Origin of the sequence: Vibrio sp. 99-8-1 (assembly GCF_013114595.1) — a bacterium.
Lineage (GTDB): Bacteria > Pseudomonadota > Gammaproteobacteria > Enterobacterales > Vibrionaceae > Vibrio.
The window spans coordinates 98,435-112,761 of the sequence record NZ_VTXE01000013.1 but is presented as its reverse complement, the minus strand read 5'-3'; the positions used below and the strand labels follow the sequence as shown (position 1 = coordinate 112,761).

The 14,327-nt window shown below is 42.3% G+C and carries 12 protein-coding genes; 7 read left to right on the top strand and 5 right to left on the bottom strand.

The genetic code is table 11. The features are described from left to right. Positions 1 to 4: 4 nt before the first annotated feature. Positions 5 to 1,201: an acetate kinase gene (locus F0227_RS09380; protein ID WP_171752935.1), complete on the bottom strand. Its 1,197-nt coding sequence runs from the start codon at positions 1,199 to 1,201 to the stop codon at positions 5 to 7. A 324-nt stretch (positions 1,202 to 1,525) separates the two neighbouring features. Between F0227_RS09380 and yfbV the strand changes: the two genes are divergently transcribed. The 4 genes from yfbV (at position 1,526) to F0227_RS09360 (ending at position 5,209) form a co-directional block, all read left to right on the top strand. Further along, entirely contained in the window at positions 1,526 to 1,978 is a 453-nt protein-coding gene (yfbV, locus tag F0227_RS09375; RefSeq protein WP_171752934.1) for a terminus macrodomain insulation protein YfbV, read from the top strand. A 404-nt stretch (positions 1,979 to 2,382) separates the two neighbouring features. Next, positions 2,383 to 3,348, top strand: a complete 966-nt coding sequence (locus F0227_RS09370; RefSeq protein WP_171752933.1) for an ABC transporter substrate-binding protein — start codon at positions 2,383 to 2,385, stop codon at positions 3,346 to 3,348. Positions 3,349 to 3,473: 125 nt separating this feature from the next. Beyond that, the gene (locus F0227_RS09365) at positions 3,474 to 4,418 is read left to right on the top strand and encodes an ABC transporter permease (protein WP_171752932.1); all 945 of its coding nucleotides are present in this window, start codon (positions 3,474 to 3,476) and stop codon (positions 4,416 to 4,418) included. Beyond that, a complete protein-coding gene (locus F0227_RS09360) occupies positions 4,415 to 5,209 on the top strand; it encodes an ABC transporter ATP-binding protein (protein ID WP_171752931.1) in 795 nt (264 codons plus the stop codon). The genes F0227_RS09365 and F0227_RS09360 overlap by 4 nt, the downstream gene beginning before the upstream one ends. An 82-nt stretch (positions 5,210 to 5,291) precedes the next feature. Here the strand turns inward: F0227_RS09360 and dusC are convergent, their stop codons facing one another. Beyond that, positions 5,292 to 6,236: a tRNA dihydrouridine(16) synthase DusC gene (dusC, locus tag F0227_RS09355; protein WP_171752930.1), complete on the bottom strand. Its 945-nt coding sequence runs from the start codon at positions 6,234 to 6,236 to the stop codon at positions 5,292 to 5,294. Between the two features lie 101 nt (positions 6,237 to 6,337). On the opposite strand from dusC, the gene F0227_RS09350 reads away from it, so the two are divergent. Next, positions 6,338 to 6,928: an SEC-C metal-binding domain-containing protein gene (locus F0227_RS09350; protein WP_171752929.1), complete on the top strand. Its 591-nt coding sequence runs from the start codon at positions 6,338 to 6,340 to the stop codon at positions 6,926 to 6,928. Positions 6,929 to 7,025: 97 nt separating this feature from the next. On the opposite strand, the gene dsbB is transcribed toward F0227_RS09350, so the two are convergent. Beyond that, positions 7,026 to 7,547, bottom strand: coding sequence for a disulfide bond formation protein DsbB (gene dsbB, locus F0227_RS09345; RefSeq protein ID WP_171752928.1), 522 nt, complete (start codon positions 7,545 to 7,547; stop codon positions 7,026 to 7,028). Positions 7,548 to 7,625: 78 nt separating this feature from the next. Next, entirely contained in the window at positions 7,626 to 9,215 is a 1,590-nt protein-coding gene (nhaB, locus tag F0227_RS09340) for a Na(+)/H(+) antiporter NhaB (protein ID WP_171752927.1), read from the bottom strand. A 673-nt stretch (positions 9,216 to 9,888) separates the two neighbouring features. On the opposite strand from nhaB, the gene fadR reads away from it, so the two are divergent. Continuing rightward, complete coding sequence (gene fadR / locus F0227_RS09335; protein WP_171752926.1) at positions 9,889 to 10,728, top strand: fatty acid metabolism transcriptional regulator FadR; 840 nt, start codon at positions 9,889 to 9,891, stop codon at positions 10,726 to 10,728. Between the two features lie 167 nt (positions 10,729 to 10,895). Here fadR and metG read toward each other — a convergent pair whose 3' ends face one another. After that, on the bottom strand, positions 10,896 to 12,935 hold the full coding sequence (gene metG / locus F0227_RS09330; RefSeq protein ID WP_171752925.1) for a methionine--tRNA ligase: 2,040 nt from the start codon (positions 12,933 to 12,935) through the stop codon (positions 10,896 to 10,898). 235 nt (positions 12,936 to 13,170) lie between these two features. Between metG and apbC the strand changes: the two genes are divergently transcribed. Continuing rightward, entirely contained in the window at positions 13,171 to 14,235 is a 1,065-nt protein-coding gene (gene apbC, locus F0227_RS09325; RefSeq protein ID WP_171752924.1) for an iron-sulfur cluster carrier protein ApbC, read from the top strand. Positions 14,236 to 14,327 lie beyond the last annotated feature (92 nt).

Sequence of the window (14,327 nt, the reverse complement as noted above, 5' to 3'; positions counted from 1 at the left end):
ATTTTTATAAGTTTGCTAGTTTGGCAGTGTCTTCTGCGATAACCAACTCTTCGTTGGTTGAGATAACTAATGCAGGAACACGGCTGTCAGCAGTAGTGATAGTACCTTCGCCGCCGAAACGAGCTTTAAGGTTAGCTTCACTATCAACTTCGATACCAAATACGCCAAGACGGTTAAGAACCATTTCACGAATAGGTGCAGAGTTCTCACCGATACCACCAGTAAATACGATAGCGTCTAGACGACCTTCAAGAGTGGCTGTGTAACCAGCAACGTATTTTGCTAGGCGGTGACAGAAAACATCCATTGCACGAGTGGCTTCTTCTTTCTCACCGTAGTTATCTTCTACAAAACGGCAGTCAGACGTTACTTGAGTTAGACCTTGTAGGCCAGACTCTTTAGTTAGCATGGTGTTGATCTTGTCAACAGAGTAACCTAGCGTGTCATGCAGGTGGAAAATGATAGCAGGGTCGATATCGCCACAACGAGTACCCATTACCAGGCCTTCAAGAGGAGTTAGACCCATTGAAGTATCGACAGATTGGCCATTTTTAATTGCACAAACTGATGCACCGTTACCTAGGTGACAGTTGATAATGTTTAGTTCGTTTTCTGGCTTGCCTAAACGCTCTGCTGCTTCACGAGCGATAAATAGGTGAGAAGTACCGTGCATGCCGTAACGACGAATGCTGTGATCTGTGTATAGATCATACGGAAGAGCATAAAGGAATGCTTCTTCAGGCATTGTTTGGTGGAATGCGGTATCAAATACAGCAGACATTGGTAAGCCCGGGAATGCTTTTTGAGCCGCTTTAATACCAACGATAGCCGCTGGGTTATGAAGTGGTGCTAGTGCGGCACAATCTTCGATACCTTTTACGACATCTTCGTCAATCAATACTGATTGAGTAAATTTCTCGCCGCCGTGTACTACACGGTGACCAACAGCGGCTAGCGCGTTAGATAGCTCAGGCTTAGAAGCTAGAATAGTTTCTACGATAAAAGATAGAGCTTGCTCGTGAGCGCCACCGTCGCCTAATTGTGCTTCGTGCTTGCCATCAAGTTTCCACTTGATACGGGCTTCAGGAAGGTGAAGACATTCCGCAAGACCTGTAAGGTGTTCGTTACCGTTTTCTGCATCAACAATAGCGAATTTAAGAGAAGAACTACCGCAGTTTAAAACTAAAACCAGCTTGGACATGAGTGATTACCTGCTAATCAAGGGTTAAAATCAACCTCAAGAATAGTAGAAGGGGTCATAAACCTGCTACTTTCTTGGTTATAAAAATTATATCCTTTATATGAAACAAGATCGCATAACTGTGATCCTGGCAGCATTCCTTGCTAAAAAATGTCATTTGGTTGCTATATTCAGAAATAAAGTCAACAATGACATTAAGGGTCTGCAAAGGATAGCGATTATAGGCCAATATAACAAAAATTTTTTGAAGGAATATTAACTTTCATCAAGTTTTTTATAGTTTTTGTTGAATGATTCAACTTTTTTTTAGTGAAGAGGGCGTTAATGAGTAGTGAGTCTGGTTTGGTAAAAAATTTGAGAAACGGGCAAAAATACATGGATATTTGGCCGATGCGTAAAGAGTTGTCTCCTATTTTTCCAGAACAACGCATAATTAAAGCAACTCGTTTTGGTATCAAGGTGATGCCTGCAGTAGCAGCAATAAGTGTGCTTGTGCAGATGAGTTTTCAAAACATGCAGGCTATGCCGCAAGCAATCGTTATTGCTATATTCGCTATAAGTATGCCGTTGCAGGGTATGTGGTGGTTAGGTAATCGAGCCAATACAAATTTACCACCGGCTTTAGCTGGTTGGTACAGAGAGCTGCATCAAAAAATCGTTGAGACAGGTTTTGCATTAGAGCCCATTAAAGCCAAACCGAGATATAAAGAGCTGGCTGTCATCCTTAACCGAGCATTTCGTCAACTTGATAAAAATGCCCTTGAACGCTGGTTTTAAGCATTAGAGTAATCGGTATTATTGCTAAGATTCGAAAAACAGGACGCTAAGGCGTCCTGTTTTTGTTTTTAATACGGCTGTATTGAATTTTTATTGATGTCAATTTTCTACTGAGACTCTTTTCTTTTTTGGTGTTTTTATCGCCCCTTTCTTGCTTATCGCTGCTTTTGCGCTAAAGGCATAACCTATGGGAAATGAATAATTATCCACTATTTTATTCAGCCCCTCTGTCAATCTACCGAGTAAATCCTCTATTTTTTAACAATAATTTAAAAAGCTTCTTCCATTCTGAGGCTGATACTGGTAAAAATGTTTACGTATCGTAAATAAATGCGTACAACGTGAGAAATAAAAAAGTTTATTTGCAGGATTGAAACTAAAAAATTGCTGATCAAGGAGTTAAGATGAAGGCAAGCAGAATTATCGCAACGGCATGTTTGACTGGAGTAGCATTGCTATCTTCTACAGGTGTTATTGCAAAAACCGTGAAAGTGGCTGTCTCTCAAATTGTAGAACACCCAGCTCTAGATGCAACTCGCCAAGGCTTAATTGATGGACTAAAAGCCAAAGGTTATGAACAAGGTAAAAATTTAGAATTTGATTACAAAACAGCACAGGGAAATCCTGCCATTGCGGTGCAAATAGCACGTCAGTATGTTGGTGAAAGACCCGATGTTTTGGTTGGTATTGCCACTCCAACAGCGCAAGCGCTTGTTTCCGCTACTCGTGACATCCCAATCGTATTTACTGCCGTAACGGATCCCGTGGGCGCTAAATTGGTCAGTAACGCAGAAAAACCAGGTAAGAATGTAACGGGCCTTTCTGATTTGTCTCCAATTGAGCAGCATGTAGAGTTAATGAAAGAGATTCTACCAAACATAAAAACAGTCGGTGTGGTTTATAACCCGGGTGAAGCTAACTCAATTAGCTTAATGACGCTGCTTAAAGAGAGTGTAGCGAAACACGGTCTTGAACTGGTTGAAGCTACAGCACTGAAAAGTGCAGATGTACAGAGTGCGACACAAGCTATCTCTGCAAAATCTGACGTCATTTACGCCATGATTGATAATACCGTTGCAAGTGCTATTGAAGGTATGACTATTGCTGCGAATCAAGCAAAAACACCTGTATTTGCTGCGACGACGACATACATTGATGCCGGTTCTATTGCCGCTCTAGGCTTTGATTACTACCAAATTGGTGTGCAAACTGCCGATTACGTTGCTGATGTTCTTCAAGGAAAAAATCCGGGTGACATTCCAGTACGCGTTGCGAAAGGGTCTGATATTGTGATCAACAAAACCGCTGCAGACAAGCTTGGCATTGTTATCCCGCAGTCTGTTCTGGACCGTGCAACAGAGATTAAGTAAACGTCATTTTTTTATGGCGACAAGCTACAACCTTAACCGCCCCTAATTTGGGGCGGTTAAGTTAAATAAATAACTCGATATTTATGTTGTTCGAGTGATTTGAAGTAAGCAGAGAAGGAGTAGGTATGTCTGCTTTTGCATTTTTTGGCGCACTGGAAATTGGACTGATTTACGGATTAGTTGCCCTCGGTGTATATTTAACATTTAGGGTGTTGGACTTTCCTGACCTTACGGTGGATGGTAGTTTTCCAATGGGAGCCGCGGTAGCCGCCACTGCTATTGTTGCCGGTATTGACCCTTGGATCGCTACATTGTTAGCAATCCTCGCAAGCGCAATGACTGGATTAGTCACGGCATTTTTAGCTGTTAAGTGTGGCATCCTGCATCTACTGGCATCGATACTCACTATGATTGCGGCGTTCTCTATTAATATCCGTATCATGGGGCGTCCAAATATTGCTCTACTGGGTTCCGATACCATTCTTACACCATTCGAATCTCTCGGTGATACGGTCTATATTCGCCCGTTGGTGGTGGGTATCTTGGTATTACTTTCCGCGATATTTATAGTTCGACTGCTTAATAGTGACTTTGGTCTAGGGCTGCGGGCCACTGGTGTTAATGCACGAATGGTGCGTTCTCAAGGTGCAAGTACCTCTTTTTATACCTATTTCTGTTTGGCGTTATCCAATGCATTTGTTGGTTTCGCGGGGGCGTTATTTGCTCAAACCAATAGTTTTGCTGATGTTACCTCTGGGGTGGGAACCATCGTGGTTGGACTCGCCGCTGTTATTTTAGGTCAGACTATTATTCCCGGCCGCAAGATTTGGATTGCGGTAGTGGCAGTTATTGTTGGTTCGGTGCTTTACCGTCTAGCGGTAGCCTTTGCATTGAGCTCTGGCATGTTTGGTCTGCAAGCATCAGATTTAAATTTAGTCACTGCGGTGTTGGTGGCGGTGGCATTGATCGCGCCAAAAGTAAAAGGAAACCTCAAAGCAAAAAAGGTGGCAAAGCCGGCAAAGAGTGATGCTGTATCTAAGCAGGCTAAACAATCAGGAGAAGTAGCATGATCCATTTAGACGATATTCAGGTTACGTTTAATCCTGGTACCATTTTAGAAAACCGAGCATTAAGAGGCGTCTCTATTGAAGTTCCAGAACACCAGTTTTTAACGGTGATTGGTTCTAATGGGGCCGGAAAATCAACCTTGCTTGGGGCTGTAACGGGTGAAACGCCTATGGTAGGCGGAAAGGTACGTATTGATGATCTAGACGTGACACGTAAAACGGTGGATCAACGTGCGAGTCAATGCGCCAGAGTATTCCAAGACCCCTTAGCGGGTACCTGTGCAGACTTAACCATAGAAGAGAATATGGCTCTCGCTTATATGCGAGGGAAACGTCGCAGTTGGCATCACAGTTTATCCAGTAAAAGACGTAAACTCTTTCAGGAAAGAATCAGTATATTAGGCCTAGGATTAGAAGATAGGCTCGGGGACAACATTGGTTTGCTGTCTGGCGGACAACGTCAAGCGGTCAGCTTAGTGATGGCCACGCTTTCCGAAAGTAAGTTACTTCTTTTGGATGAACATACCGCCGCTCTGGATCCGCGCATGGCCGCGTTTATCATTGATTTAACCAATAAGATCGTTAAAGAGTTTAACTTGACGGTAATGATGGTTACTCACTCAATGAAAGATGCACTCGCGTGTGGGGACAGAACCGTTATGCTTCATCAGGGAGAAATTGTACTGGATGTGGCAGGGGATCAACGCGCCAATATGCGTGTGCCTGACTTATTAGAGATGTTCTCGAAAGTAAGAGGCGAAGAGTTGGCAGACGATAGCCTGCTACTTAATTAAAACTTTAAACATGGGCGTTAGTGCCCATGTTTACCTCGCCAATTTAATGGCGGGGTGGCGTTATCAACAAGGCGGTTAAATACTATATTTGAGCTTGATACTGCTCAATATGTGCCACGATAGGGGCGGCCTTGTTAAACTTCCTAATATCTCGAAAAAGATCATCGGCTTGTTGGTATTCATTACGCAGGTAAGCTAACCACTGTTTTACTCTATTTGGATAATATAAGCCTTTATCACCCTTAATTTCGTATTGAGAGTAACGTAATAACAGCGCCACGACTTGTTGCCATTTCATCGCTTGATGATTGTGTTTAACGACGTTGCCTAAGTTAGGAACATTGAATGCACCGCGGCAGACCATCAGAGAATCAACCCCCGTTGTGTTAATACACGCTTGACCATCTTGGTAATTCCAAATTTCACCATTCGCAATAAGTGGTACGGATGTGCGTTGTTTGATCTCTTTTATGTAACTCCATTTTATTTGGTCGGCTTTGTAACCTCCAGCTTTGGTTCTCGCGTGGATGGTTATTTCATCTGCGCCTGCTTGCTCTATCGCATCAACAATCTCAAAGCAGTCGTTCGGGTTATCCCATCCAAGGCGAATTTTTGCACTGACAGGAATTTGCTCATCAACAGCATCTCGGCAAGCTTTTACTATCTTGTAGATTTGTTGAGGGTCTTTCAGAAGCGCAGCGCCGCCACGACTTTTATTCACCATTTTTGCCGGGCAACCAAAGTTGAGGTCAATGCCTTTAGCCCCTAGGTTTTGAGCTTGAATGGCATTTTCTGCCATCCAGTTTGGCTCTTGACCAAGCAATTGAACATGAACCGGAGTGCCGGAAGCCGTTTTTGCTCCAGTGCTTAACTCAGGGCATAAGCGGGTAAACACATGCTCAGGTAATTTTTGATCGATAACTCGCACAAATTCAGTCACGCAGAGATCATAGTCATTGATCTCGGTAAGAATCTCGCGCATTAAGTGATCAAGTACGCCCTGCATAGGGCCAAGTATGACTCGCATGTTTATAACTCGCTTAAATGTGGGCGGGCATTGTACCTAGGAATGTTATTAAACCCAAGTCTGATATACTCTGCACATTAAACATTATTAAGTAATCTAGTATGAAGTTATTAACCTTACCTCAAGATTGGCAGGGAGAGTCTGCGGTTTTTCTTGAAGGGGCAGTATTGGCGTCCAATTTAGCAGTAAAACCATTATCGCCAGAATCATGGTGTTTGGATGTTGGTGTTGAAAGTGCTGAAGTTACCGCTCTGCTGGTACCTCATATAAACCAGCAACACAATCTGTTACAGCGTAGTGAGTATTGCATTGGGGATTTAGACGAAGAAGCTTTGTTGGCATTTTCGCAAGGCTTTCTGACAGTATGGCCTAGTATTGAGCCTCAATACCATGATGTGAATTTAAATGACGGGGCGTTGCGGATGCTGCAAGCCTTGCTTACGACTTTTATGCTTGTTATCGATGAACAACAGACACAATCTGAGATGAAGTCAGCAGGCATTGAACAACCACCTTCACTGGGTGATATGGTTCCACAACTGGATAGCATGATCATGGAAGTGGCGTTAGCGGCAGACGAGTTAATGGTGGGGGGCAAGGTGCAAAGTGTTAATCCATATAAAGATGTTGGTCGTAACGACAGTTGCCCTTGCGGTAGTGGCAAAAAGTTTAAACAGTGTTGTGCTAAGTAGCTAAATGGCCTATAAAAAAGACGTAAATGGATAATCCCATTTACGTCTTTTTCTGTTTATTGCTATAGAGATATCAAGCCGCGTTACCGGCAATTGCTTAACTGAATAGGCGACGGCTTTTTGTAAACTGTGCAATAACCACTATCGCTAGGGCAATCAAGTTTCCAGCAAAGATAATCACCAACCATTGTGGCATTGAGAGCGTAACAAACTGCCAGACAATTTCGCTGCAATTTCCCGGTGCTTCAAAGTACCAAGGAACCCACTTATTTAGCGGCGCCCATTCTGGAAATCGTAACGGTTCACAAGTGGCAAAGATATTCGTTTGGTAGCCCACATGTTCCATTGCTAATGTTAGGCCTTTATATGCGGAAGCGCCCCATGCAATTAACCCTCCCCAGCGGAAAAAGGTGTTGTTTGGTTTAATCATACCCAGCAGAGCAGCAAAGCCAATGGCGATCATGGCCACGCGTTCGTATATACACATTACGCAAGGCTCAAGGTTCATGCCGTGCTGAAAATAGAGCGCACACAATAAGAAGAAAAAGCTAAAAAGAAAAAGTAGAAACCAAGAGAGTCGCGATTTGGAGAACAACTTAACAGGGTGTAAAAAATTCACAATTTCCGTCCTAAATAAAAAAGCTCTGATAATTCAGAGCTTTTAATTATTAATTAGTTCAATGTATTAGTGCAACCATTAATGTGCAGATGAACTTACCGCATCCGCCGCTGTCGCGATATGGTGCGTTATCCAACCCATGTCGTACATCCATGCTGTCATAGGGTCGAGTAAGTAGGCAATGCCAAATAGACCCACAACCGCCAACACAATGGTATAAGGCAGTGCCATATAAACCATGGTGCCATAAGATAAACGTACCAGTGGAGCTAAGGCTGAAGTCAGCAAGAATAGGAATGCAGCTTGTCCATTCGGTGTCGCAACAGAAGGTAAGTTTGTACCTGTGTTGATGGCGACAGCCAATAGATCGAACTGATCTCTGGTGATGCGTCCTTCAATCAATGCTGTTTTCACTTCATTAATGTATACAGTACCAACAAACACGTTATCTGAAACCATAGAAAGAACACCATTGGCGAGATAGAACATGCTTAACTGAGCATCACCTTCCATCTCTAGCACGGCGTTAATAATTGGTGCGAATAGGTGCTGGTCTATGATTACCGCAACGATAGCAAAGAACACCGCCAGTAGTGCGGTGAAGGGCAGTGCCTCTTCAAATGCTTTACCAAGGGAGTGCTCTTCGATCACCCCAGTGAATGCCGTTGCTAAGATAATGACAGACAGACCAATCAAGCCAACCGCTGCAAGGTGCAGTGCTAAGCCAACGATTAACCAGATAGCGATAGCGCCTTGAACATATAATTTGGCAACATCTTGTTTGGTGCGTTTTTTCTTTTCTGCCGTATCGTAGTCATTGAGAATATTACGTACATGCTCTGGTAGCTCTTTGCCGTAGCCAAAGACTTTAAATTTCTCAACCAATACACACGTGATCATGCCGCAGATAAATACCGGTAGCGTCACTGGCAACATGCGAATAATAAACTCACCAAATAACCAACCCGCTTGATCCGCAATGATTAAGTTTTGTGGCTCTCCAACCATAGTAGTTACACCACCGAGTGCTGTACCTACCCCTGCGTGCATTAATAGAGAACGCAAGAATGCACGGTAGTTATCTAAGTCATCACGCGTCAGTTCAGAGAGGTGTTCGTCAGTCGTATGGTCATGAGACGAGCTTGAACCTTTACCAGAAACCACTTTGTGGTAAATAGAGTAAAAACCAACCGCGACACTTATAACAACGGCAATTACGGTTAATGCATCTAAAAACGCAGAAAGAAAGGCAGCGGTAAAACAGAAAGCCGCAGAAAGCAGCGCTTTTGAACGAATGCCCAGCAATATCTTGGTAAAGATAAACAGCAATAGCTGTTTCATAAAGTAGATACCAGCGACCATAAAGATCAGTAGTAATAATACTTCTAAGTTACCTTCAATTTCATGCATCACTTGCGCAGGAGAGGTCATCCCCATGGCAACGGCTTGAATCGCTAGCAAACCACCCGGTTGAAGAGGGTAGCATTTTAGGGCCATAGCGAGAGTGAAGATAAATTCAACCACCAACAACCAACCGGCAAAAAATGGGTCAAATAAAAAGAAAACAATTGGGTTAATAGCTAGGAAAGCGACAATGGTAAGTTTGTACCAGTCAGGTGCTTTACCAAGAAAGTTCTTGATAAAAGCGTTTCCGAGTGAAATCGGCATGGTAATACTCTTAATATTTAAAATTTACGTAAAGTATGCTTGCGTTTAGTTGTTATTATTTAAACCAATCCATTATGGACAACATCTTTGCGGTTATAAATGAAGCTTTAAAAGCGGTATTTATAACTAGTACTATCGAGATAGGCAAACACTCCATGTCTTGTTTATTACTATCCGATTAGGCTCTTCCATTTTTAAGAATTTGACTCATTTAAATTCTTAAAGACGTAAAATTTTCCTAATACTACAAACAAAACGCGCATAGCATAGCATGGAAGGTTACGAATTCTTACAAATTTCTTAAGGTTATGTTAGCTCACACACCGAGATGTTAGATTTCGATAATAGTTGCAATAAAATCAGTTGGTTACATTGATGCTGCTTGGTTGCATAATAGCGAAATAGCGAGGCTGAAGATGTTTCAAAATGTGACTGAATTAATATATTTAGATAAAAATTTGATTACTGATTTTATTACCAAGACGAGATGTGTTGCGCAGCTCATTTTATGTGTTACGGATTCTTACCGTAGAATAACTATGGCTTCAAATCAGTGCCTTGATTAGAAGTCAATAAATTCTCGCAGAACAAGCATCTTGAGGTTACTTGAGTATATAACTAGTGGTATGATGAGTCATTCGACCTTAAAAAAACGATTCGGATAAATTAATACATGGTCATTAAGGCAAAAAGTCCAGCAGGATTTGCAGAAAAATACATTATTGAAAGTATCTGGAATGGTCGCTTTGCACCCGGTTCCATTTTACCAGCAGAGCGTGAGCTGTCAGAACTTATCGGAGTAACACGTACTACGCTGCGTGAAGTCCTTCAAAGATTAGCAAGAGATGGCTGGTTGACAATTCAACATGGCAAACCAACCAAAGTGAATCAGTTTATGGAGACCTCTGGTCTGCATATTTTAGATACATTGATGACCTTGGATGCAGATAATGCCACTGGCATTGTTGAAGATTTACTTGCGGCACGTTCTAACATTAGTCCAATTTTTATGCGCTACGCATTTAAAGCCAATAAAGAGACATCTGAGCGCACTATTCAGAGTGTTATCGAGTCGTGTGAAAGTTTGTTGGCAGCAGAGTCTTGGGATTCTTTTATCGCGACGTCACCTTATGGTGAGAAGATTTCTCAAATGATAAAAGACGATGGCGAGAAAGATGAGAAAAAACGTCAATCGATGCTAATCGCTAAGACGTTTAACTTTTATGATTACATGCTGTTCCAGAGATTGGCATTCCATTCCGGTAACCAGATTTATGGTTTGATATTTAATGGATTGAAAAAACTGTATGACCGTGTTGGAAATTTCTATTTCTCCAATCCTGAATCACGCTCTCTGGCTCTCTCTTTTTACAGTGAGCTGCTAGAAGTGTGTCAAAACGGCGATCGAGATAAATTGCCATTGGTGATCAGAAGCTACGGTCTAGCGAGTGGACAGATTTGGAACGAAATGAAACTTTCGTTACCGACCGACTTTACAGAAGATGATCATTAATATTGATTGATTTTCTGTAGCGAATAAAAAAGCCCGCAACCTTATGGTATGCGGGCTTTCTGCTTTTGGGCTCTCAGTATTAATTAAGACTCTTAGTATTAATAAAGAGCGACTGCAAAATAAAACCACCTACAGATGTAAGTGGTTTAAATCGCAGAGTAATAGGATTACATTACACGCATTCCTGGCTTAGCCCCTTCATGAGGTTCTAAAATCCACAGCTCTTCACCTCCAGGACCAGCGGCTAAAACCATACCTTCAGACATGCCAAACTTCATCTTGCGTGCTTTCAGGTTTGCCACCATGACAGTGTGTTTTCCAACTAGCTCTTCAGCTTTATAGGCAGATTTGATACCAGCAAATACTTGACGAGTTTCACCGCCAATATCCAGCTGAAGTTTTAATAACTTGTTGGCTTTTGGCACTTCTTCACAAGAGACAATTTTAGCAATGCGTAAATCTACTTTTGCAAAATCATCAAACTCAATTTCATCGGCAATAGGATCTTTACTAAGTTCTGTTTCAGCCGCTTTTTCAACAGCCGCTTTCTCCGCTGCTGCATCTTCTTTTGATGCTTCAACCATGGCTTCCACTTTCTTCGGATCGATGCGATTAAACAAAGCCTTAAACTTAGTAATTTCATGATCGGTTAATGGCTCTGCGATAGCATGCCAAGTCAGCTCTTGATTTAGGAAAGCTTCTGTACGGCTAGCAAGCTCTGGCATTACTGGTTTTAGGTAAGTCATTAATACGCGGAATAAGTTAATTCCCACAGAGCAGATGTCTTGAAGCTGTTGATCTTGACCTTCTTGCTTAGCAACAATCCAAGGTGCTTTTTCATCGACATACTGGTTTGCTTTATCCGCTAATGCGGTGATCTCTCTAATGGCGCGGCTAAACTCGCGGCTTTCGAAAAGTTCTGCAATATTATCAGCAGCAGCAACAAACTCTTGATAAAGCTCTGGTTCAGCGAAATTCGCAGATAACTTGCCGTCAAAGCGTTTGCTAATGAAGCCAGCATTACGTGAGGCTAGGTTAACAATCTTGTTAACCACGTCAGAGTTTACGCGTTGAGTAAAGTCTTCTAGGTTTAGATCCAAATCGTCGATACGGCTATTGAGCTTAGCGGCATAGTAGTAACGCAGACATTCAGGGTCTAGGTGTTCTAGATAAGTCGCAGCCTTGATAAAGGTGCCTTTTGACTTAGACATTTTTGCGCCATTAACCGTCACATAACCATGAACAAACACATTGTTTGGTTTACGGAAACCGGCGCCTTCTAACATGGCAGGCCAGAATAGGCTGTGGAAATAAACGATATCTTTACCAATAAAGTGGTAAAGCTCTGTCGCACTGTCTTTTTTCCAGTATTCATCAAAATCGAGATCACTACGTTTGTCACATAGGTTTTTAAAAGAACCCATGTAGCCGATAGGCGCGTCTAACCAAACATAGAAAAACTTATTTTTCTCTCTTGGAATTTCGAATCCAAAATAAGGTGCGTCGCGAGAAATATCCCACTGCTGCAATCCTGATTCGAACCACTCTTGCATTTTGTTCGCCGTTTCCGACTGCAATGAACCTGAGCGAGTCCACTCTTTTAGCATGCTTTCAAATTGTGGCAGATCAAAGAAGAAGTGTTCAGAGTCTTTCATTACTGGTGTTGCGCCAGAAACCGCCGACTTAGGATTGATTAAATCCGTTGGGCTATAAGTTTCACCGCAGTTGTCACAGTTATCGCCATACTGTTCTTCAGACTTACATTTAGGGCAAGTTCCCTTTACAAAGCGGTCCGGTAAGAACATCTCTTTTTCTGGATCAAACAGTTGAGAGATAGTACGACTAGTAATAAAGCCGTTCTCTTTTAGGCGAAGATAAATAAGTGATGCCAGCTCACGGTTCTCGTCGCTGTGCGTGCTGTGATAGTTATCGAAGCTAATATCAAAGCCAGCAAAATCCTTTTGGTGTTCTTCACTTACCGCAGCGATCATCTCTTCTGGTGTTATTCCCATCTGCTGTGCTTTTAGCATTATTGGTGTGCCGTGAGCATCGTCTGCACAGATGAAGTTTACCGAGTTGCCTCTTAGTCGCTGATAACGTACCCAAATATCTGCCTGAATATGCTCAAGCATATGTCCTAGGTGGATGGAGCCGTTAGCGTACGGAAGGGCACAAGTTACCAAAAGTTTTCTTGGATCAGTTGCCATACTTAATAATTCGCTTTAGTTGGAAGAAGAAAATAGGAACCAATACTACCTTATGAGCAAGCGTACTCCAAGAAGGGAAAGCGCCAAACTGGGTGAAAAAATAGTTTTCAGATGCTTGAGTCGGCTTTAATCTCCTTAATATATTAATGGTTTTGATCATGTCGTGGTGGTGTTAGCATGGAACACCGTCAACCGTTTACATAAAAGTAGCAGCCCTAAGCTAGGAGTGAGAAACATGGCTACATTTGATTCGAAGCAGACGTTATGTCACTGGTTAAATCAGTTTCAACATCCGTTGTTAATTGAAAACTGGAGTGAGCATGATGGCGTTGTTAAGTTACTTAAAAGTGGTGAGATTTTAATTTCAATTCCCTTTGTATCGAACTCTTTGATGGAGTCATTGCAACATTGGTTAGACAGTCAAGCCGAAGACAGTTCTTCTATCCGCTTGGTCACTGATGTGGTTGCTATGGAGACACAGGTTAAATCAGAGCTGGCAACGGTTAAAAATGTTATTGCGGTTACGTCTGCTAAAGGAGGTGTTGGTAAGTCAACATCTGCCGTGAATTTGGCATTAGCGTTAAAAGCGCAAGGAGCAAGTGTTGGTTTGCTGGATGCGGATATCTACGGTCCGTCTGTTCCTATGATGCTGGGGAAAGAAGATCAAACACCAGATGTTCGTGATAGCCAGTACATGATCCCGATTGAATCTTTTGGTCTCCACACTAACTCGATTGGTTACCTTGTTGATAAGTCGGAAGCGGCTATTTGGCGTGGTCCTATGGCTTCTAAAGCGTTAGGACAGTTGCTTAATGAAACTGACTGGCCAGAACTTGATTACTTAGTGATTGATATGCCGCCGGGTACGGGCGATGTTCAGTTAACCTTGTCTCAAAACATACCGGTTACTGGCGCAATTATTGTGACGACGCCACAAGATCTTGCATTAGCTGATGTTCGCAAAGGGCTCGCTATGTTTGACAAGGTTGATGTACCAGTATTAGGTATTGTTGAAAATATGAGTTATCACATATGCAGTCATTGTGGTGAGAAAGAACATATTTTTGGTTCCAATGGTGCTGCTAAAATGGCCAAGGAATTTTCAGCAAAATTGCTCGCACAGGTGCCATTACATATCAGTATGCGAGAGGATATTGATAAAGGAAAACCAACAGTGGTATCTCGTCCAGATAGTGAGCATTCACATATATATATGGCATTAGCGGAGCAAATAGCTAGCCAATTATTTTGGACAGGAAAAGCGAAGCCAGTCAGGATTCCTTTAACCGACCTTAGTTAATGATGAAATAGAACAGAGTGCGGCTAAACATTCGGCCCCTCTGTTGTTGCATCTCTCTGCAATCTTTTTCTACTATTCTCTAATTCTACTAT